The 22,169-nt window shown below is 35.3% G+C and carries 22 protein-coding genes; 17 read left to right on the plus strand and 5 right to left on the minus strand.

Going from position 1 to position 22,169, the window contains the following annotated elements:
- Positions 1–33: 33 nt before the first annotated feature.
- Positions 34–1,617: a bifunctional metallophosphatase/5'-nucleotidase gene (locus tag ABH960_RS07085; RefSeq protein WP_404443904.1), complete on the minus strand. Its 1,584-nt coding sequence runs from the start codon at positions 1,615–1,617 to the stop codon at positions 34–36.
- Between the two features lie 185 nt (positions 1,618–1,802).
- Here ABH960_RS07085 and ABH960_RS07090 point away from each other — a divergent pair, with 185 nt between their 5' ends.
- The 15 genes from ABH960_RS07090 (at position 1,803) to ABH960_RS07160 (ending at position 18,268) form a co-directional block, all read left to right on the plus strand.
- Positions 1,803–2,741 carry a phosphate/phosphite/phosphonate ABC transporter substrate-binding protein gene (locus tag ABH960_RS07090; protein ID WP_404443907.1) on the plus strand — a complete coding sequence of 313 codons (939 nt, stop codon included), beginning with the start codon at positions 1,803–1,805 and terminating at the stop codon, positions 2,739–2,741.
- Between the two features lie 95 nt (positions 2,742–2,836).
- Positions 2,837–3,610 carry a phosphonate ABC transporter ATP-binding protein gene (gene phnC / locus ABH960_RS07095; protein WP_002033479.1) on the plus strand — a complete coding sequence of 258 codons (774 nt, stop codon included), beginning with the start codon at positions 2,837–2,839 and terminating at the stop codon, positions 3,608–3,610.
- On the plus strand, positions 3,607–4,401 hold the full coding sequence (gene phnE, locus ABH960_RS07100; RefSeq protein WP_002137773.1) for a phosphonate ABC transporter, permease protein PhnE: 795 nt from the start codon (positions 3,607–3,609) through the stop codon (positions 4,399–4,401). Before phnC ends, phnE (ABH960_RS07100) begins: the two co-directional genes overlap by 4 nt.
- The gene (gene phnE, locus ABH960_RS07105) at positions 4,401–5,204 is read left to right on the plus strand and encodes a phosphonate ABC transporter, permease protein PhnE (protein WP_002066554.1); all 804 of its coding nucleotides are present in this window, start codon (positions 4,401–4,403) and stop codon (positions 5,202–5,204) included. Before phnE (ABH960_RS07100) ends, phnE (ABH960_RS07105) begins: the two co-directional genes overlap by 1 nt.
- 301 nt (positions 5,205–5,505) lie before the next feature.
- Complete coding sequence (gene tkt / locus ABH960_RS07110) at positions 5,506–7,506, plus strand: transketolase (protein WP_002087884.1); 2,001 nt, start codon at positions 5,506–5,508, stop codon at positions 7,504–7,506.
- A 156-nt stretch (positions 7,507–7,662) separates the two neighbouring features.
- On the plus strand, positions 7,663–8,103 hold the full coding sequence (gene sirA, locus ABH960_RS07115; protein ID WP_002014415.1) for a sporulation inhibitor of replication protein SirA: 441 nt from the start codon (positions 7,663–7,665) through the stop codon (positions 8,101–8,103).
- A 78-nt stretch (positions 8,104–8,181) separates the two neighbouring features.
- Positions 8,182–8,403, plus strand: coding sequence for a YneF family protein (locus ABH960_RS07120; RefSeq protein WP_001132292.1), 222 nt, complete (start codon positions 8,182–8,184; stop codon positions 8,401–8,403).
- Between the two features lie 124 nt (positions 8,404–8,527).
- Positions 8,528–10,279, plus strand: coding sequence for an ABC transporter transmembrane domain-containing protein (locus tag ABH960_RS07125; protein ID WP_404443914.1), 1,752 nt, complete (start codon positions 8,528–8,530; stop codon positions 10,277–10,279).
- Entirely contained in the window at positions 10,279–12,042 is a 1,764-nt protein-coding gene (locus tag ABH960_RS07130) for an ABC transporter ATP-binding protein (protein WP_404443917.1), read from the plus strand. The genes ABH960_RS07125 and ABH960_RS07130 overlap by 1 nt, the downstream gene beginning before the upstream one ends.
- A 198-nt stretch (positions 12,043–12,240) precedes the next feature.
- On the plus strand, positions 12,241–13,287 hold the full coding sequence (locus ABH960_RS07135; RefSeq protein WP_113936929.1) for a GH25 family lysozyme: 1,047 nt from the start codon (positions 12,241–12,243) through the stop codon (positions 13,285–13,287).
- 140 nt (positions 13,288–13,427) lie between these two features.
- Positions 13,428–14,462 (plus strand): nuclease-related domain-containing protein, encoded by a 1,035-nt coding sequence (locus ABH960_RS07140; protein WP_113936930.1) that lies wholly within the window; start codon positions 13,428–13,430, stop codon positions 14,460–14,462.
- 112 nt (positions 14,463–14,574) lie between these two features.
- Positions 14,575–15,144 carry a hypothetical protein gene (locus ABH960_RS07145; protein ID WP_404443921.1) on the plus strand — a complete coding sequence of 190 codons (570 nt, stop codon included), beginning with the start codon at positions 14,575–14,577 and terminating at the stop codon, positions 15,142–15,144.
- Between the two features lie 220 nt (positions 15,145–15,364).
- On the plus strand, positions 15,365–17,092 hold the full coding sequence (locus ABH960_RS07150; RefSeq protein ID WP_404443924.1) for an S-layer homology domain-containing protein: 1,728 nt from the start codon (positions 15,365–15,367) through the stop codon (positions 17,090–17,092).
- 165 nt (positions 17,093–17,257) lie between these two features.
- On the plus strand, positions 17,258–17,404 hold the full coding sequence (locus ABH960_RS07155; protein WP_002033491.1) for a BC1881 family protein: 147 nt from the start codon (positions 17,258–17,260) through the stop codon (positions 17,402–17,404).
- Positions 17,405–17,512: 108 nt separating this feature from the next.
- Positions 17,513–18,268, plus strand: a complete 756-nt coding sequence (locus ABH960_RS07160) for a sulfite exporter TauE/SafE family protein (RefSeq protein WP_002128564.1) — start codon at positions 17,513–17,515, stop codon at positions 18,266–18,268.
- Positions 18,269–18,588: 320 nt separating this feature from the next.
- Here ABH960_RS07160 and ABH960_RS07165 read toward each other — a convergent pair whose 3' ends face one another.
- Entirely contained in the window at positions 18,589–18,789 is a 201-nt protein-coding gene (locus ABH960_RS07165; protein ID WP_113936933.1) for a DUF3903 domain-containing protein, read from the minus strand.
- A 141-nt stretch (positions 18,790–18,930) separates the two neighbouring features.
- On the opposite strand from ABH960_RS07165, the gene ABH960_RS07170 reads away from it, so the two are divergent.
- Positions 18,931–19,344 carry an NUDIX hydrolase gene (locus tag ABH960_RS07170; RefSeq protein ID WP_242248016.1) on the plus strand — a complete coding sequence of 138 codons (414 nt, stop codon included), beginning with the start codon at positions 18,931–18,933 and terminating at the stop codon, positions 19,342–19,344.
- Between the two features lie 12 nt (positions 19,345–19,356).
- On the opposite strand, the gene ABH960_RS07175 is transcribed toward ABH960_RS07170, so the two are convergent.
- Together ABH960_RS07175 and ABH960_RS07180 are read right to left on the minus strand one after the other, a co-directional pair.
- Positions 19,357–20,034 carry an LrgB family protein gene (locus ABH960_RS07175; protein WP_404443929.1) on the minus strand — a complete coding sequence of 226 codons (678 nt, stop codon included), beginning with the start codon at positions 20,032–20,034 and terminating at the stop codon, positions 19,357–19,359.
- Positions 20,031–20,396: a CidA/LrgA family holin-like protein gene (locus tag ABH960_RS07180; RefSeq protein ID WP_000872360.1), complete on the minus strand. Its 366-nt coding sequence runs from the start codon at positions 20,394–20,396 to the stop codon at positions 20,031–20,033. The genes ABH960_RS07175 and ABH960_RS07180 overlap by 4 nt, the downstream gene beginning before the upstream one ends.
- Positions 20,397–20,546: 150 nt before the next feature.
- Between ABH960_RS07180 and alsR the strand changes: the two genes are divergently transcribed.
- The gene (gene alsR, locus ABH960_RS07185) at positions 20,547–21,455 is read left to right on the plus strand and encodes an acetoin biosynthesis transcriptional regulator AlsR (protein WP_002066566.1); all 909 of its coding nucleotides are present in this window, start codon (positions 20,547–20,549) and stop codon (positions 21,453–21,455) included.
- 92 nt (positions 21,456–21,547) lie between these two features.
- On the opposite strand, the gene ABH960_RS07190 is transcribed toward alsR, so the two are convergent.
- Positions 21,548–22,147, minus strand: coding sequence for a histidine kinase (locus ABH960_RS07190; protein WP_404443932.1), 600 nt, complete (start codon positions 22,145–22,147; stop codon positions 21,548–21,550).
- Positions 22,148–22,169 lie beyond the last annotated feature (22 nt).

A 22,169-nucleotide genomic window follows, 5' to 3' on the forward strand; every position in this document is an offset into this window, starting at 1 on the left:
CATAGCCCATCTTTTTTTTATTCGTTAAAATTGTTATTTAATAACTTTCCAGTTTTCATTTTTCGTTGCTTCTATCCTTTTATGCTTCAATATATAGTTAGCGATAAGTTCAGACATATCTGTTGGTATGTCTTTTACTACTGGTTTATTTTGAAACATAAAGAAGTTCCCGCCACCGCTTGCACGATAATTATTCATAACAACGTCATATTCTTCATTTATATTAAGAGGAGCGCCTTTATACTGCAAAGACTCTACTCTCTCTCCAATTGGTTTTGAAATGTTTAATACATACGAAATCCCTTCCCACATATCGTAATTATAGTGTTGTGGTTTTGGTTCTATATAGGTAGGGTTTACGATGATGGTTCCATCTGCTTTTAATGTGAAATAAGAAGCAGAGAGTTCGAGAGCATTTTTTATATCCGCTCCGGTTATTCTAATTACTTTTAATGTATTTGGATAAATATAATTAGAAACGATGTCACGCATTGTTACATGTTTCGGGAAACCTGGAGATGTATTATGAAACAAACTTGTACAAGAAATTGAAACATTAGCTATATCCATCTGTATTTTATTTATGAATTCAATAAAAGGATGGTCTTGCAAACGTGTTTGCATAGCATCGGAAATTTGCATATCCCCATAAATTATTCCAATAGGTTTATCAAGCCAATTTTGTGTTTTCTCTTCATAATTGGCAACCAAGGAAAGAACATCTTGGTCTGCCGCAATTCCTTGTACGGGCAATAACTCTGAATAACTCTCTTTTTTCACCCATTTTTGTTCTGCTTTTTCGAATGTTACTGTTACTTTTCCAACTGAGTGTCCATTGCATCCGGTCTGTAAAATTGTTACACCATTAATCACGGTGTGAGCGATTTCTCGGTGTTGGTGGCCTGTTAGTAAAATATCTATGCCTTCAATTTCATGGCACATTGCATATCCTTGGTTTTCACCTGTTAAAACTTCAGTCGGTACTCCGGTTTGTAAATCACGTTCAAATCCCCCGTGATAGGCTACGACTAGTAAATCTGATTTTTCATGTTTACGGATGTAAGAAACCCATTTTTTTGTTGTTTCAAATGCATCTTCAAATTGTAAATCTTTAATATGATGTGCTTGTTCCCAATGGGGGATGTAATGCGTTGTCACCCCTAAAATAGCAATTTTTATATTTGATTCAATATGTTTTATTATATATGGTTTTCCGAAATAAGGTTCTTTTCTGTTTTTATCTAAAATGTTTGCTGATAGATAAGGGGAATTTGCAGTAGTCACAGCATTATTTAATATATCCATTCCGTAATTAAATTCATGATTTCCGATAATTGCAATGTCATACTCTAAGTAGTTGGCTAATAAGGACATTGGGTTTTCCATATCTTTTTCGTATGTAGCGTAATGATAAGTAAATGGTGTTCCTTGAATGAAGTCCCCGTTATCAATCAGAAGAACGTTTGCATTTTGAGAACGTTCTTTTTTTATGAGAGTAGAAATTTTAGCTAAACCAATTTCTGCTTTGGAGTTATCTTGGTAGTGAATTGGATACACAGTACCATGTACATCGCTTGTTAATAAAATATTTAAAGTTACAATTTGATTTTGATTCAACGCCATTCACCTTTTCTATAGTTATCTTTCAATTAATCATATCAAATATATGAAAAGAATTTTAATGTGAATGTATAGAATGTGTAAAGATTCTGTAAATAAGCAATTATTTGTAAAAGTATGTGATATATTTCTTCATGTTTATGGAAGGTTATTTTATAACAACGAAAAATGGAGGCATTAACATGTTGAAAAAAGTTTTTGCAATGAGTACAACAGTTGTACTAGCAGCGGGATTATTAAGTGGATGTGGAACGAAGGAATCAAGTGCAAGTAAAAATGAAGATACGAAAAAAGGTTATGTACCGAAGACACTAAATGTTCAATTTGTTCCTTCTCAAAATGCAGATACGTTAGAGGCGAAGGCAAAACCATTGGAAAAGCTATTAAGTGATAAATTAAACATTCCGGTAAAAGTTAGTATTTCAACGAATTACAATACAATTGTAGAAGCGATGGCATCTAAGCAAGTAGATGTAGGCTTTTTACCTCCAACAGCGTATGTGTTAGCGCATGAGAAAAAGGCTGCAAACGTAATTTTACAGGCGCAACGTTTTGGGGTAGATGATGAAACTGGAGCTCCCACAAAGGATTTAGTAGATGTTTATAAATCAGAGTTTGTTGTTAAGAAAGATTCTAATATTAATAGTGTAAAAGATTTAAAAGGTAAAAAAATTGGCTATCAAGATGTAACATCATCAGCGGGTTATGTATGGCCTGCGGCTGTATTGTTAAAAGAGGGAATCGATCCGCTAAAGGATGTGAAACCTGTTACATTAAAAGGTCATGATCAGTCACTTATTGCTCTTTTAAATGGTGATGTAGATGCAGCTGTTGTATTCCAAGATGCTCGTAATATTGTAAAAAAAGATTATCCGAATATATTCGATCAAACGAAAATAGTAAAATTTACGGAGAAAATTCCAAACGATACGATTTCTGTACGTTCTGATTTAGATGCAGAGTGGAGCAAGAAATTACAGGATGCTTTCATTGAAATAGGAAAGAATGAGGGAGGGCACAAAATCATTAAAGAAGTATACTCACATGAAGGATACGTTAAATCTGATGATAGTAAATTTGATATCGTTCGTGAATATGGAAAGAAAGTGAAAACGCAATAATACATATGGAAATGGCGACTAACTGGAAAGTGTGTGATTTCAGTTAGTTTGCCGTTTTTCAGTTATTGATAATACATAGAAGGTAGGTAAGATGTGTGATAGAGTTTCGAAATGTTTCCAAAGTGTATCCGAATGGTACAAAAGGATTGAATAATATAAACTTGAAAATTCAAAAAGGTGAGTTTGTTGTAATGGTCGGGCTATCCGGTGCTGGAAAATCAACACTTCTTAGATCGGTAAATCGCCTTCATGAAATCACAGAAGGAGAAATCATTATTGAAGGGGAGTCTATTACTGCTGCAAAAGGAAAAGGATTACGACGCATGCGCCGAGATATTGGTATGATTTTTCAAAGCTTTAACCTTGTGAAGCGATCAACGGTACTGAAGAATGTATTAGCTGGGCGGGTTGGATATCATTCTACATTGCGTACAACGTTAGGTCTGTTTCCGAAAGAGGATGTGGAGCTTGCATTCCAGGCGCTGAATAGAGTGAATATCTCAGAAAAAGCATATGCACGAGCTGATGAATTATCAGGGGGACAACAGCAACGTGTATCAATTGCTAGAGCATTGGCACAAGAAGCGAAAATCATATTGGCAGATGAGCCTGTTGCTTCGTTAGATCCTCTGACAACAAAGCAAGTAATGGATGATTTGAAGAAAATTAATGAAGATTTTGGAATTACGACAATTGTAAACTTACATTCTATTGATTTAGCGAGGCAATATGCTACTCGTATTATTGGATTACATGCTGGTGAAATTGTTTTTGATGGATTAGTAGAAGAGGCAACGGATGAAAAATTCGCTGAAATTTATGGGGACGTAGCTCAGAAAAGCGCATTATTAGAGGTGGCAGCTAAATGAATGAAGTGACGATATATTCGAAATCGATACCGAAGCCGCCGAGTAAATTGAAACATATGTTAACGGTTATTTTAGTTATTTTACTGTTGTGGGGTAGTAGTGTACAGGTCGACGCATCATTTTCAAAACTAGTAGTTGGTTTTCCGAATATGATGGATTTATTGAAGGAAATGGTGCCACCAGATTGGAGTTATTTTCAAATTATTACAACAGCAATGTTAGATACAATACGTATGGCGATTATTGGAACGACTTTAGGGGCGATTTTAGCCATTCCACTTGCACTATTTGCGGCAAGTAACGTATTCACTAGTGTATTTTTGTACAGTCCAGCTCGATTGATTTTAAATTTTATACGAACAATACCAGATTTATTATTAGCGGCTATTTTTGTAGCGATTTTTGGAATAGGACCACTTCCAGGTATTTTGGCTCTTACTTGTTTCTCCGTTGGACTCGTAGCGAAATTATTGTATGAGTCAATTGAATCAATTGATCCAGGTCCATTAGAAGCGATGACAGCTGTAGGAGCGAATAAGGTGCAATGGATAGTTTATGGGGTCATTCCGCAAGTGAAAGCGCACTTCGTCTCCTATGTACTTTATACATTTGAGGTGAATGTACGTGCAGCAGCTGTTCTAGGTTTAGTAGGAGCAGGTGGGATTGGATTATATTATGATCGTACACTTGGATTTTTACAATATCAACAAACTGCTTCTATTATTATTTATACCCTTGTTGTTGTATTGCTAATTGATTATATAAGTACAGCGTTGCGGGGGAAATTATAATGAGTAAAACGACAATAATCGTACCAAAACCGAAGAAACCGAGTATATATCGCTGGATTATTTTTATAGCACTTACAGTTATATATGTATGGGCCTTTTCAGGAGTCCCGTTAGAGGGAATAAAGAATACGGCGGGAGAAATTACAAAAGCAATTATGACAGGCGTATTGAACCCAGATTGGTCGTATGTATCTTTGCCAGATGGTGAAGATTTATTACACGGTTTAATTGATACGTTGGCAATTGCGATATTAGGTACATTTATTTCTGCTTTTTTATCTGTTCCATTTGCTTTTTGGGCGGCAACGAATATGAGTAGTGGAAAATTAACTTCAGGAACTGGGAAATTTGTACTTAGTTTTGTTCGTACATTTCCTGAATTAGTTATGGCTCTTTTATTTATAAAAGCTGTTGGTCCAGGCTCTTTTGCCGGAGTTCTAGCTTTAGGGTTACACTCTATCGGAATGTTAGGGAAACTATATTCGGAAGGAATTGAAAATATAGATAAGGGACCGACGGAAGCGTTAATAGCAACGGGTGCAAATCGGTTTCAAATACTTTGGTATGCCGTATTACCACAAGTGTTACCGGATTTTCTATCGTATACGTTATACAGGTTTGAAATTAATGTACGATCCGCTGCGATTTTAGGTGTTATTGGAGCAGGTGGTATTGGTACGCCATTAATTTTTGCACTTAGTTCACGTAATTGGTCTCGTGTGGGAATTATTTTATTAGGTATCATTTTAATGGTAATTATAATTGATTTTATTTCAAGTTCTATTCGTAAGCGGATTATTTAATTTGTTTTAAAAGCATCTAATTTAGATGCTTTTTTGTATTTTTAAAGGTTATCAAAAGGGAGATATATCAGAAATTAGTATATTTGTATAAAAATACAGATAATTATATTTATTTTTAAAATAAAAACAATTAAAAAGTATGTCATATTGAATGCCCATACATTCCCTGAATCACTGTGTTTTTTATGAAAAATCAAAAAAACATCAACATATTTGTCGATACATGTTGTATAATCTTGCGTGGGAAGCTATCATATAAATGTATAAAACGTTTACTAACATACGCGAAGGGAAGAATAGCATGTCACATTCAATCGAACAACTTTCTATCAACACGATTCGCACATTATCCATTGATGCGATTGAAAAAGCAAACTCTGGTCACCCAGGAATGCCAATGGGTGCAGCACCAATGGCTTATACATTATGGACTCAATTTATGAAACACAATCCAAATAACCCAACGTGGTTTAACCGCGATCGTTTCGTATTATCTGCAGGTCATGGCTCAATGTTACTATACAGTCTACTTCATCTATCTGGTTATGACTTAACAATGGATGATTTAAAGAACTTCCGTCAATGGGGAAGCAAAACTCCAGGACATCCTGAGTATGGTCACACAGCAGGTGTAGACTCAACAACTGGTCCACTTGGACAAGGTATTGCAACTGCTGTAGGTATGGCAATGGCTGAAAGACATTTAGCGGCTAAATACAACCGTGATGCGTATAATGTAGTAGACCATCATACATACGCTATTTGTGGTGATGGAGATTTAATGGAAGGCGTTTCTGCTGAAGCATCTTCATTAGCTGCTCATTTACAATTAGGTCGTCTTGTTGTACTTTACGATTCAAACGATATTTCATTAGATGGCGATTTAAATCGTTCATTCTCTGAAAGTGTAGAAGATCGTTACAAAGCATACGGATGGCAAGTAATCCGTGTTGAGGATGGAAATGATATTGAAGCAATCGCAAAAGCAATTGAAGAAGCGAAAGCTGACGAAAAACGCCCAACGCTAATTGAAGTAAGAACGACAATTGGTTTCGGTTCTCCAAACAAATCAGGAAAATCAGCTTCACATGGTTCTCCACTTGGTGTAGACGAAACAAAATTAACGAAAGAAGCATACGCTTGGACTGCTGAACAAGACTTCCATGTAGCAGAAGAAGTATATGACAACTTCCGTAAAACAGTACAAGATGTTGGTGAAACGACGCAAGCTGCGTGGAACACGATGCTCGGTGAATATGCACAAGCATATCCAGAATTAGCAAACGAACTGCAAGCAGCAATGAACGGTCTTCTTCCAGAAGGTTGGGAACAAAGCTTACCAACTTATGAATTAGGATCAAAAGCAGCAACACGTAATTCTTCAGGTGCTGTAATTAATGCAATTGCAGAGTCTGTACCATCATTCTTCGGTGGATCTGCTGACCTTGCTGGTTCTAACAAAACATACATGAATAACGAAAAAGACTTTACAAGAGCTGATTACAGCGGAAAAAACATTTGGTACGGTGTACGTGAGTTCGCAATGGGTGCAGCAATGAACGGTATCGCACTTCATGGCGGTTTAAAAACTTACGGTGGTACGTTCTTCGTATTCTCTGACTACTTACGTCCAGCAATTCGTCTTGCAGCATTAATGCAATTGCCTGTAACGTATGTATTTACACATGACAGTATTGCTGTTGGTGAAGATGGTCCAACACATGAACCGGTTGAGCAATTAGCAGCGCTTCGTGCAATGCCAAATGTATCTGTTATTCGTCCAGCAGACGGTAACGAATCAGTTGCAGCTTGGAGACTAGCTCTAGAATCTACAAAAACACCAACTGCATTAGTGTTAACTCGTCAAGATCTTCCAACATTAGAAGGTGCAAAAGACGATACTTATGAAAAAGTAGCAAAAGGTGCATATGTAGTTTCTGCAAGCAAGAAAGAAACTTCTGATGTAATCTTAATTGCAACTGGATCTGAAGTAAGCTTAGCAATCGAAGCGCAAAAAGCTCTAGCAGCAGACGGCGTTGATGCAGCTGTTGTTAGCATGCCATCTATGGATCGCTTCGAAGCTCAAACTGCTGAGTACAAAGAATCTGTACTACCAAAAGCAGTAACGAAACGTTTCGCAATTGAAATGGGTGCTACATTCGGATGGCACCGTTACGTAGGCCTTGATGGAGATGTACTAGGTATCGACACATTCGGTGCTTCTGCTCCTGGTGAGAAGATTATGGAAGAGTATGGATTTACTGTAGAGAACGTTGTTCGTAAAGTAAAAGAAATGCTTTAATGATTTTAGAAAAATCTCTCCAGCATGGGGAGATTTTTCTATGTAATTGAGTTTTTTCGACAGGAAAAGTTTTTTCTCTCTCCGTAGTCAGACAATCATTGCAAATCTTCTCTTATATAATGTAGGGAAAAGGTTGTCCAGATCGGGAGGGGAAAAATGAAAACGTATGAATTGTATTTAATTCAAGAGGATATTGCGAAAGCTTACTTTGGTCGTGAATATTTGTTTTTTGATTTATTTGCTCGATTTTCAGAATCTGGGTTCCTTTCGGAGAAGAAAGTATTATATAAACAAATGACGTATATTACGATGCCGTTACAAGTAATGAAAATTCATCATAAATTAGAACAAGCTTTGCGTGTTCTTGGTAAATATGAAAGAACAAATCATACTCATACGCTTTATACAGGAGCCGAATACGGAGAAATAATGGTGAAACCACAATATATTCGAATAAATACTTCTGGAAATGTATCCATGGAAACAACTTTCTTTGAGGTGCTTAGAAAGTGTGAGTTAACATTTTTAGCGATGGATTATGAAAATAAAAAGTACGGTTGGTTAAATCCTCTCAAACAAGTACGAACATATGTGTAAAAAATGTCGAATAGTATCTTGTCTTATTGAAAAGGTTTTAGTACACTGTAAGGTAGACAACATGAAGGAGGAAAAGATATGCCAATGTGGTTAGGTATTCTAGTGGGCGTAGTAGCACTAGTAGCAGGCGTGGCGTTAGGATTTTTCATTGCCCGCAAATACATGATGAATTACTTACAAAAAAATCCACCAATTAACGAACAAATGTTAAAAATGATGATGATGCAAATGGGACAAAAACCTTCCCAAAAGAAAATCAATCAAATGATGAGCGCGATGAACAAGCAACAAACAAAATAAGCGCCAAAGGGCACTCTTACCGAGTGCCCTTTTCTTTTGGTTATAAAACATATTTAAAACTTTTAAATATTCTGTATTTTTGTTACACTGAAAACATCGCTCATTTTAAGGGAGGAGGATAAATATGAAAGTGTTTTTTAATTTAGCTTGGTTTTTTAAGCAAGAAAAACGAGCGTACATAATCGGAATTATTATGTTATTTGGTGTCGCGCTTCTTGAACTTGTAGCGCCAAGAGTACTAGGGATTGTAGTAGATGAAATTAATAGTGGAACATTAACGTCTGAAAAATTGTTGAACTGGGTTATTCTATTAGTAGTTGTAGGAATTATGATGTATATATTACGTTACTTATGGCGTATTATGATTTTTGGATCTTCTTTAAAACTAGCTCGTCAACTGCGAAAGAATCTATATGAACATTTTACTAAGATGAGCCCATCCTTTTATCAATCACGTCGCACAGGCGATTTGATGGCACATGCGACAAATGATATTCAGGCGATTCAGCAAACTGCGGGGGCAGGTGTTTTAACACTCGTTGATTCATTAGCTGTTGGAGGATGTGTACTCGTAGCGATGGGATTTACAATTAGTTGGAAGTTAACGTTATTAAGTTTAATTCCGATGCCAATTGTAGCTATTTCTACAAATTATTATGGAACTTTATTGCATAGAAGATTTCATAAGGCACAGCAATCGTTTTCTGAAATCAATGATAAAGTACAAGAAAGTATGAGTGGGATGAAGGTAATTCGCTCACTTGGACAAGAGAAAGAGGATTTGCAATCGTTTCGGAAGAAATCGGAAGATGTCGTACATAAAAATATGCTAGTCGCACGTATTGACTCGTTATTCGATCCAACGATTGCTCTAATTGTCGGATTTTCATTTTTAATCGCAATTTGTTACGGATCATTATTAGTTGTACGGGGCGAATTAACTGTAGGGGAATTAGTAACATTTACAACATACTTAGGGACACTTGTATGGCCAATGTTAGCTTTTGGATGGCTATTTAATATTATGGAGCGTGGACGTGCTTCGTATGATCGTGTGGAGAAAATACTTTCACAAACTTCAGATGTAGTGAATAAGGAAAATGCTATACATACTATAGCAAGTGGTGATGTTTCGTTTGCTGTTGATTCGTTTTCTTATAAAAAGAATGAACTATTAAACTTAAAAGATATTTACTTTAACTTAAGAAAAGGTGAAACGTTAGGAGTTGTAGGGCGTACCGGTGCAGGGAAGACGACGTTATTAAAATGTTTAATTCGTGAGTATGACCACTTTAATGGTGAATTAAAAGTTGGTGAGCGGGATATTCGAGATTTAACACTTCACGGTGTACGCTCTGCAATTTCATACGTACCGCAAGATCATTTTTTATTTTCAGCGAGTATTGGGGAGAACATTGCTTTTGGAAAGGCCGATGCTACATATAAAGAAATTAGCAGGGCTGCTGAGATTGCTTGTATTCATAATGATATTATTCAATTTTCGGAAGGATATGAAACGGTAGTAGGAGAAAGAGGGGTTTCGCTATCAGGAGGCCAAAAACAGCGGATTTCAATTGCACGTGCGTTATTAACGAATGCTGAAATTTTAATTTTAGATGATTGTTTATCAGCTGTAGATGCAAAAACAGAAGAAACTATTTTAACTGCATTGAAACGAGAAAGAGCAGAAAAAACGACGATTATTACTGCGCACCGTTTAAGTGCGATTCAGCATGCAAATTTTATTCTTGTTATTGATGAAGGTAAGGTTATGCAGCGAGGAACACATGAACAACTAATGAACGAAAATGGTTGGTATAAGGAAATGTATGAAAGCCAGCAGTTAGAGGCGTTGGTGGAGAAAGGAGGCGTATGATGACTGAGAAAAAGCGGAGTGATTTAAGGCGATTGCTTTCTTATATGAGACCATATAAAAGGCTATTAGCGTTAGCATTTTTATTTCTAGTTGGTGCAACTGTAACTGAAATGATGGGTCCTTTTTTAATTAAACAATTTCTTGATGAACACTTAGTACCACGTAACTTTGAACAATCAGCACTTGTAACCCTATTTGTAGTGTATATTATTGCTCATTTATTAAAAGTATTATTTACTTATTTAGACTTATTGTACTTTCAAAATATCGCTTTTAAGATTGTCCAAGATATGCGAGTTGAAGTGTATGAACATGTTCAAAAATTGTCATTAAGCTTCTTTGATCGTACGCCGATTGGTACGCTCGTATCTCGCATAACGAATGATACAGAAGCGATTAAGGATTTTTATGTTAGTGTACTATCAACATTCGTGAAAAATGTAGTCTTTTTAGTAGGGATTTTAGTAGCGATGTTTTTATTAGATGTAAAATTAGCGCTATTTTCGCTCATATTAATTCCGGTAATGTTCGCAATTATGGTGTTGTATCAACGGAAAAGTGCAGCTTTTTATTTAGAGGTACGTAATCAGCTGAGTATATTAAATGCAAAGTTAAATGAGTCCATTCAAGGTATGAATATTGTTCAGGTGTTCCGGCAAGAAAAGCGGATGAGAAAAGAATTTGAAGAAGTGAACAATAAACATTTTAGTGCTGGACGTCGTACATTGAAATTAGATGCATTACTTTTACGTCCAGCAACAGATCTTGTTCATATTGTAGCAATTGCGTTAGTACTTGGTTTATTCGGAATCGATGCTTTAAAGAGTCCTGTTGAAGTAGGGGTTTTATATGCTTTCGTTAACTATATTCATCGTTTCTTCCAGCCGGTAAATGAGATGATGATGAAACTATCTTTCTTCCAACAAGCGCTTGTTTCATCATCGCGTGTATTTCATTTAATGGATGATAAAGATTTAGCTCCTGTTCAAATGGGGAGTGAACAGCCAGGAATAGCTAATGGGGAAATTCAGTTTAAAGATGTTACTTTTTCATATGATGGAAAGCGTGACGTTTTAAAAAATGTATCTTTTCACGTAAAGCCAGGGCAAACGGTTGCTTTCGTAGGGCATACTGGTAGCGGAAAGAGTACGATTATGAATTTATTAATGAGATTTTACAATATTAAATCAGGAAATATTGTAATAGACGGAGTAGATTTAGAGAAGTTTGAAGAACAAGAAATTCGAAAGAAAATTGGTCTTGTGCTGCAAGATGCATTTTTATTTGCTGGAAATGTAAAGCAAAACATTCGTATGTATAATGAAGAGATTACGGATGAAGAGATAGAGGAAGCAGCGCGATTTGTGCAAGCGAATACGTTTATTGAAAAATTACCAGAGCAGTATGATACAGAAGTAGTCGAAAGAGGAGCTGCATTTTCTAGTGGTCAAAGGCAATTAATTGCTTTTGCTAGAACGATAGCAACTAATCCGAAAGTATTAGTGTTAGATGAAGCGACGGCAAATATTGATACAGAAACAGAGGAGGCTATCCAAACGGCATTGCAGCAAATGCGAAAAGGCAGAACAACGATAGCGATTGCGCACAGATTGTCTACAATCCAAGATGCGGATCAAATATTTGTTATGCATGAAGGGGAAATTGTAGAAAGCGGAACACATCAAGAGTTACTTAGTGAACAAGGACTTTACTACAATATGTACTTACTACAAAATAAAGGGAGTTTGCAAAAGGCTTTGTAATTACAAGGCCTTTTTTGCGGTGTTAAAAGTGTATTAATGGAGTTTTTGGTGAAGGGTGGTTTCAATTTCACTTTTTTCTTAAACAACTCGACAAAATAAATGTATTAGAACTTTATTACTATAGCATAAAAGTCGTGTCCACTAACTGAAGTTGTACATATTGTATACGGAATAAAAAAATTTGATAGGAGCTTTTATATGCAAAATAGATCCAGTTCAAATGTTACGTTTATCGATGTGTCTCATTGGGAAGGAAACATCGATTGGAATGCTGTGAAGTCATCTGGTATTCCAGCGGCGTATGCAAAAGCGACGGAAGGTGTGAACTATATTGACCCTACTTTCGTTCAAAATGTACAAGCTGCGAGAAATGCGAATGTATTAATTGGTGCATATCATTTTGCGCACCCAGAACAAAATGATGCCATTTCAGAAGCGAAATATTTTGTGAATATATTACAGAGTAATCAGACGGACTTAATTCCTGTTTTAGATTTAGAATCGCCAACGGATACTAGCAATAGTAGTTTAACGGGTGCGACTATATCGAATTGGGCAAGAAGTTTCGTAAATTATGTGAAACAAGCTACTGGGAAAAATGTAATGTTATATACAGGAGTTTGGTATATTAATGAATTTGGAATTAGCGGATTAAGTGACATTCCACTATGGATTTCCAGATATTCTAGTATACCGCCTGCTGATGCTGGTGGATGGACAGAGTGGACAGCATGGCAGTACACAGATTCTGGGCAAATTTCAGGTGTAGGAAATTGTGATGTATCAGCAGCTGTTTCATTAGAAGCTTTACAAGGAAATGGAGCAAGTGGTGGAGGTAATGTTCCCACGCCTAATAATGCGACTCCAGTATACGGAGTTGCTGTAATTAATGGAGATAATGTGAATTTACGAAGTGGACCATCTATACAGTCTAGTGTAATTCGCCAATTGAATCGTGGCGAATCGTATGAAGTTTGGGGAGAACAAGATGGATGGCTTTGTTTAGGGACAAATCAGTGGGTATATAATGATTCAAGTTATATTCAGTACAAACATTATGTGGCAACTATTACTGGCGATAATGTGAATCTGCGAGACGCTCCATCATTAAACGGGAATGTTATAAGACAGTTACATCATGGTGAATCATATCGAGTATGGAGTAAGCAAAATGGATGGCTTTGCTTAGGGACAAATCAGTGGGTATATAACGATTCAAGTTATATTCAGTATGGTGTACAATAAAGTGAACTTAAAAGGTATCTCGACTGAGGTGCCTTTTATTAAAAATATATAATTTTTACAAAGTGTATATTGAAAGCATAGTATAATATAATGGATATATTTATAAAAAATAATCGAAAATGAAATAAAGGAGTAGAAGTATGGATTATGTGCTAATAGGTGGAATTTTAATATTATTAGCTGCAGTGTTTGTACTGTTTTATAAAAATAAACAGTTAGAATCAGAGAGTCAGCAAGTAGAATTTGAAAAGAAACAAGCGATTGAAACGTATGAAAGTGAAATTGCAGCTACGATTACAGATCATAAAGAACAACAAAGTACTTTAAAGAATATGGAACAGAAAAAATATAATGATTTACAAGTTAGTACAGCTAGAGAACTTGAAAATATGCGTATGATGAAAAATCAACTGGCTGTTCAACATAGTAAAGAACGTAGTGAAATGCAAGATAAGCATAGTAATGAACTACATATGTTTCAAAATTTAATTGCGGATTTACGAGAGTATACCAAAAACGGTGCTGAAGTGAATGCGCATGAAACATTACATTATATGAAACGAGGTTTTGTTGAGCAAGGAATTATACTAGAAGATGAATTTCATATTATGCCGAACGTTTTTATGATACGCAATAAATCTAGACATAAACGTGACATAAACGAAAATCGAATCCATCACCTCATTTTATGTAAAACTGGTATTTATCTACTTGAGACGAAAAAATGGACAGGGAAATTAATCCATGGCTTAACGAGAGAAAATGCAGGTATATATTCATTTATGATTGAGGAAATTGGCAAGCATCAACATGAAATTGAAAAAGAAGAGACATTTGAATTTATTACGGATGGAACGTCATTAACTTTGCAAGTAAGAAATGAAGGGAATCCAGCGTATAAAGCGAAAATATTATCTCAAACTTTATATAATTGTTTGGAAGAAATGCAAATAGATATTGTAAAGGAAAAAATAAAACCGATTGTATATTTTGAAAATGAGAATGGAAAAGAAGTTATTGATCTTTCTAATGAAGAATTGCCGAGATTTAAAGATAGAGAGCAAATTGTAACGTTTTTCAGAAATGAAGTTTTAACAAGTAAAGTAATATATACAGCACAAGAACTAAGAAAGATTAGAGATATGATTGGTCAGATGAATTATGTCGCGAAGTAAAACTTTAATCAGTAGGGTTTTATGGGCATCCCGGCTCCTACCCTGTACAGCCGAATTTTGAGGTGGGAGTATAACTGTTTGCAAATAGCGGGATAAAGAAGGTGTTATTTGGATGGAGAAAGGTAAAAGCTCTATATTGTGGGGAATATTGTACATTTATTTTTGTTTGTATATATTAATGTATCTTGTGTTTATCTTTGTTATCGATATGGTTCATGTGCCATTGAGTGTAATGAGTATGTTTGTGGTAGTAATGCCTTTTATTTTATTAGTTATTATTCAAAAGTTTATATTACATGTATCAGCAAGACGTGATAAAGATAAGAAACAACTGTTCACTGTAATGATGGTTGCTCTCATTCCATTGATAGTATGCACTGTACAATTAAGTGTAAATAAATATACTTCAAACTTTAATCAGGATCGGTGGTTAAATTATGAAGAAAAACGAGTACATATGGTAGATGACCTATTACAGCAGCATAAATTGATAGGGAAATCAAACGAGGAAATCATAAAATTGTTAGGGGCCCCTACGAAAACAAGCAGTTTGGAAACGGGAATTACTACACTATACTATCTTGGGAATGAACGTAGTTCCATTCCTATAGATAGTGAATGTCTTATTTTGCAATTTGATAAAGATGGTAGAGTTATAGAGTATAAGGTACAACGAGATTGAAATAGTGAGAGGAGAAGCTATATCTTTTATAGCTTCTTTTCTATATTCCAATATAGAAAAAGTAGGCAAATAGTAGTCATTCCTATCTATACGAATGAGATAGAGTTTGTTATATTGTAAAGGGTTATTTAGTTTAGAAGTTTGCTAGATAGTCTTAAATATTTTAGATTAGGGAGGGAAGTTAACACGAATTAAGATATAAACGTGTTAAATAATTAGTATGAAAAAAGGATTTTATAATGTTTTAGCTGCATCAATTGTATTTAGTATGGTAACGATTCCAAGTTTTTCCTATGCCGACACAGTAGAAAAGACCGTAACGATTTCAACAGACGAGCAAGCATTAAAAAGTATTGAAAGCCATATGAAAGATGAAGATGGACGTGGAGAGAGCAAAGGAATAACAAATGAAGTACAAGGAGATTTTTTTGTACATATAATAGGTTCAGCATCTTTATTTGATTCTGCTGAGTTACAAAAAGCGACAGGTGTTCAGCTTTCTAATCAAGTAGTGAAAGCCGAAAAACAAAAAGGAAACGCTTACTATATACAAACAGAATCTGGAGCTGGGTGGATACAAAGTAGTGAAGGAAATGTAGAGGTTAAGGAAGTTTATCACTTGGCAAACGAAAAATTAGTAATTAATGAAGAGACAGCTACATATTCCGCACCATTTAATTCATATAAAGACGAGAAAGTGTTACAACCGCAAACAATTATTGCAATTGGACAAGTTGGAGAGTGGTTCCAAGTCCAAATAGATAATGAGGTGAAATGGATTTATTCACCTTCAGCAAAATTTGAGGGTACAAAAGCATCTCTTATTCAAAGCACAACTCCAACTCGTACGAAACGTGCAGCGGTTATGTATACTGCACCAATAGAAGAGAAAACAACGGATATTTACGGTGTACCATTAAAGGAAATGATTGTACCAACAGGTAATGAAAATATTCGTCCAGGTTATGCGATGAAACCAAAATACATTACAATTCATGAGACGGATAATTATAGTGTTGGAGCAAATGCTAGAAACCATGCACAATATTTATACAGCCAAGCAACAGGAACGACTGATCGTTCAGCATCTTGGCATTTTACAGTAGATGATAAAGAAATTTATCAACATCTACCATTAAATGAAAATGCTTGGCATGCTGGAGATGGAGCAGAAGGAACTGGTAACAGAGAATCAATTGCAATTGAAATTGCTGTCAATCAAGATGGTGATTATAATAAAGCTGTGGAAAATGCTCGCAAACTAGCAGCCTATTTAATGGGGGAATTAAATATTCCCTTAGAAAATGTGAAAAAACATCAATTTTGGAGCGGAAAGAATTGTCCGGCCATTATGATAAGGAATAATGCGTGGGAGCCATTTTTACAGGGAACGAAAGCTTATTATGATACGAATCATAAAGATGATATAACTGGCGGTTGGTATGAAGCAGATATTCGTGAATTAGATAAAAGAGGTATTATGGTTGGAGACGGGAAGGGTTCTTACTGGCCAGAACGTCTTGTAACACGTGGTGAATTTGCGAATTTAGTTTCAAGATCATTGCAATTACCAGAGGGGAAATCGAATTTCAAAGATTTAAGCACAGCCCATCCATCGTTAGTAGATGGTATTAATCGTGCAGCTAGTGCTGGGATTATAAGTGGACGAGGAAATGATATATTTGCTCCGAATGATACGATTAAACGTGATGAAGCTGTTATTATGATTGATCGTGCATTGCAATACAAAAATATAAAAGGTAATTTAGTTTCATTACCATTTACGGATCAAAATTTAGCGTATGATAAACAGGCGGTTCAACGTGTTTATGGGTTAGGTATTGTAAAAGGGAATGAGAATAATGAGTTTATGCCAAAAGGTTCTGCAACACGTGGGGAATCGGCAGCATTTATTAATAGAATGTTAAAAGTAATAGAGAGTAAATAATGGAAAGGCATTCGCTTTGGCGAGTGCTTTTTATTTTTCAATATGTTATAGAAAGGGGATGTGAATTTTGGCTGGAATAAGGAATGAAAGTGGAGGTGATGCATATATTTAGATGCATTGGGTAATTTTTTGTAATTTCGTATAAAATGAAAAGGAGGTAGGGCGGTGAAATCAATACCGACTGATGTCCTGAGTAAGGAATTGATGGAAAGAGAAGGGGTTATATCTATTACAGTGATGGAATTTGAAAAGATAGAAGTGGCCGGAGTAGTTGTTTCTGGTCCAGCTGTTATTTTGATTAATCAAGAGTAAGTACATATTATTAATATAGAAAAGTAGAAAGAGCATCCGCTTAGGGTGCTTTTTGTTTGTATAGAAGTGTGTATATGATAGATAATTGGGATATTGGAGGGGAATTATGTGGCAATTATTATAACAATGTTATTAATGGGAGTTTTATTAGGATTTGTCGGAGCAGGGGGAGCAGGATTTATCATCGCGATACTCACTCTAGTATTCCATATCCCTATTCATGTTGCTCTTGCAACATCTTTAACTGCGATGGCATTTACGACATTATCTGGAGTAGTAAGTCATTACCGAGAAGGGAATGTTGTGCTTGTAATAGGCGGAGTTGTTGGGGGATTTGGCGCGTTTGGATCCTATATTGGTTCAAAGTTTGGTTCGTTAATACCAGCACATCTGTTGCATTGGTTTACAGCTGGTATGTTATTTTTATCGGCAATTTTTATGTTTATTCGGTTGATTATGTTTCAAAAAAGATCACAGTCATCTTTAAAAGGGCATAAAGAACTTTCGAAAGATAACGTGATTAAATGTATATTCCTCGGATTGGTGACTGGAATTTTAGCAGGTGCATTTGGTATTGGCTCAGCACCTTTTATCCAACTCGGATTAATGGTTCTATTAGGTTTAACAATCCGTCAATCTGTAGGGACGACAATGCTCGTTATATTACCAATCGCAATTGGAGGTGGGTTTGGATATAGTTCGGAAGGGTATTTAGATTATGTATTATTAGTACAAGTTTTAATCGGGACAATGTTAGGAGCATATATAGGAGCTAAGTTTACAAATTATGCACCTCGCATGCTTCTAAGGTTTTCGATGATTATGACACCAATATTAGCTGGATGTATGTTGTTAGTAGATTAAAGAGAATATATAGAAAACTATTAATATATTTTACGAATGAATTATATAAGTAATTCATATTTCCCATATAAAAGGATTTGCTTTAATATAATGAGTGTAAAGTTCGAGTATTCGAAGTATTACTTGAATTATATCCCTATCCCTTTTCTAAAAATGCGAACAAGTTTTGCCCTATTCTATTCAATAGTTTATTGTATAGAAATATATTGTTCGATGACCATTATGGAACGCACATAATGGGTAAATCCCGATCCTTAAAGAGGATGCCCCTAATCTTCATGTGAAAATATGATCGGATAAGAAAGCTGGCCAATTTATGGTCAGCTTTCTTTTTGTTCAATGAGTAAGACTTCTTTAATTTCTGTTTGCAATAATAAAGTTTTTCCGAAGCGACGTTTACATTCAGCTCGTACTTTTTGAATGGCTAGTAGCTGAGAAGTAGCAGGCACTGTGACAATGGCTTGCCGAGGTTTTCGGTTTTCTTCACAAAAAACACATTCCACAACATATTTAGAAATCATAATTTCATCCTTCCGGTTTGAATTTCTAAGAAGGGACTGCTCATGAAGTTGATGTAAACTTTCGGCATCTTTTTACTTATTTCCTCTTTTTTCAAAGGGGAAATAAAAAAGAAGACGAATTTTAGTAGGGGAGGGATGTATATGGAGAGATGGATAGGTACGGCAGCTATTTGTATGAATGAAAGAAATGAAATTTTAATGGTATTGCAAGGAAAAGAAGGGGAAGAAAAAAGGTGGTCTGTCCCAAGTGGAGGACTTGAAAAGGGAGAAACACTAGAAGAATGTTGTATCAGGGAAGTTTGGGAGGAAACAGGCTACAATGTGGAGGTTGTAAATAAAATATACGAAAAAGAAGGTATTACATACGGGATTCCGGTGTATGTTCATTATTACTTTGTTAAAAAAATAGGCGGTAATATGAAAATCCAAGATCCGGATGAGTTAATACATGAGATTGATTGGAAAGGGATACATGAAGTTGGAAAATTAGCATTAGCTTTTCCGGAGGATTACGAGCTAATATACCGATATATAAATAAAAAAGCAAGTGTGTAAATACTTGCTTTTTTAGTGTATCCAAGATAAGAAAAGTGGAACGATAACTAAACTAGCTCCAGCTGTTAAAAGCATTGATAAACTTGCAATTGTACCTTCTACAGGACCGATTTCAAATGCTTTTGATGTTCCAGTCCCATTCGCGCTAGTACCTAGCATTATACCTTTTGCGAGCGCTGTTTTAATACGGCATATGCGTATGAGTGTAGGACCGAATAAAGCTCCAGTTAAGGCAGTTAATACAACGAAAACTGCTGTTAATTGTGACATGCCGCCAATCATTTCTGAAATAGCCATTGCAATAGGTGTTGTTACAATGTGCGGTGCTAAACTGTGTTCTATTGTAGAGTCAATTTGAAAAAAATTAGCTAGTAGTGCGGAAGTAATAACAGATAGAAAAGAACCGACAATGACATTAATTAAAATAGCAGTGCCGTGTTTTTTTAATAGATCAAAATGTTTATAGATTGGCCATGCGAAAGCAACTGTTGCAGGTTTTAATAATTCTGTTAGCCAATGACTACCAGATTCGTAGATTTCGTATGGTGTATCTAATCCAAGTAATAAAGCGATTAAAATGATTGGGCATACAAGAAGGGGAGAAAGCAAACTCCAATTCCAGCGTTGATACATTTTTTTAGATACCCAATATGTGAATAGTGTTAATAGTAAACAAAGAAAGCCGATCATTGTGTTGATCCTTTCCGCTTTAATAGCAATTCTGTTAAAAGTCCTGTTACGAGAGTGACACAAAGTGTACTAATCACGATAATTAAAATGAGATCGATTCCATACTGTGATAATGTATCTTTGTAACGAATGACAGCGACTGCAGAAGGGATGAAAAATAAAATAAGTTCTTTTAATAAAAAGTCTGCACCGTCTTGTATCCATTCTTTTTTCACTATATTAAATTTTAATGAGATTAACAATAAAAAAATACCGATTATACTTCCTGGAACTGGGAGGTGTGCCTGTTTTGCAATCCATTCACCTGTCCAAGCGAAACAAAATAATAATAAAATTTGTCCGCTTAACTTCCACCATTTCATACAGTAACCACCTCTTTGTTTTTTACATAAAAATTGTAAAAAGAATTAACAATTTCTACTATACGTTCATTCGAAATATTTGTCTAATATATAAATTATATGTTATTAATATATTAGATGTATTAATCGAAAGTGAAAAGGGTGTCCAAAATGGAATTACGGCATTTGCAGTATTTTGTTGTAGTGGCAGAGGAATTACACTTTGGACGAGCAGCTGCTCGTTTACAAATGACACAACCACCGCTTAGTCAACAAATTCAGCAATTAGAAAAAGAAATGGGAGTTATGTTATTTTCAAGAACGAAGAGAAAGGTTGAATTAACAGAAGCAGGAGAAATGTTTTTAAAAGAAGTAAAAAAAGCGTTTGAACAAATTGAAAAAGCAGTAGAAGTTGCACAAAGTGCTCAAAGGGGAGAAGTTGGATCACTTTCAATTGGTTTTGTAGGTGCGGCGATATATGATATTTTACCGTCAATCGTCAGAGAGTATAGAAAGAAATTTCCGAGAGTGTCTGTAGCATTACATGAATTGTCCACACCGGATCAGGTGCATGCACTTCATGATAATCGAATTGATATTGGATTTTTACGTCCGCCAATTCCAACGCAATTACTTGAGTTAGAACCAATTCAAAAACTTTCATGTACGTTATGTTTACCGAAGGCACATCCTCTTGCTGAAAAGGACGAAATACATATCGAAGATTTAAGGGATGAACCGTTCGTATTTATTACGAGACCAGTATGGCCAGCGTTATATGATACAATTTTATCGCTTTGCCGTGATGTAGGTTTTAGTCCGCACATTGTACAAGAAGCAACGGAGTATCAAACTGTTATGGGGCTTGTAGCGGCAGGTATTGGAATTACGGTAATACCTGTATCCGCAAATAAATTGTATAAAACAGAAGTTGTATATAAAGAGTTATGTGATTCTAATTTTGTTGCAGAAATGTCAGTGGCTTATAAAAAAATGAATAACAATCCAGAGTTGTTAGAGTTTTTGAAAATTGCAAGAGAGAAAAAACGAATAGAAATAGGAGATGAGAAGGACGAGTAGTAATCGTGACGAAAAAGCGATTTAATTTATATATATAAAAGTACACCTTATTAAACAATAAAGCGGAAATGCATTTGAGTTGCCTTTCCACTTTATTGTTCTTTTTTTAGCTCGATACTAAATAGATAAACGTGTTCGTTTTCTTTTAAGAGTAACTCAATGCTTGGTTCTTCATCAATTGTAGGGACGATTACAGTATCTTTACTTGTTTTTATTACAGCAGCTAAAATTGTTTTTTGATTGTATTTTACGTTTTTAGTAGATTGAATTGTAGTAGTTACAGAACTATTTACGTTTGGAGGAGCCTCTTCCGAAACAAGTGTTGAACCACCTTCGATATTAATATACCATTGACCTTTTTCTAGTACATCTTTATCAAATTGGAAATGTGGTGCTATGAAAGAAAGCCTTATTTTCTTTTCTAAAAAATGTGATGAGGCTATGTTAGCAATCTCTTTCATTTTTGTACCATTTTGATAATATTCAATCACAGCGTTTAGTTCATCTTTATTGTTTTTGATTGTAACATCATAAAACATTCTATTTCCTTCACCTATAGGAGTCATTTGTAAAATATCAGATTGCTCTTTTGTTAATTTATAAGGTTTAACAGTGGCACCTTCATTGTTTTTTAGTGGGCTACAACTAGTGAGAAGTAGTAAGGATAAGGTAAATAGCAATTTTATACGCATATAATGCTCCTTTCTTTTTTTA

It is taken from the genome of Bacillus sp. RC252, from assembly GCF_044909215.1.
GTDB lineage: Bacteria > Bacillota > Bacilli > Bacillales > Bacillaceae_G > Bacillus_A > Bacillus_A mycoides.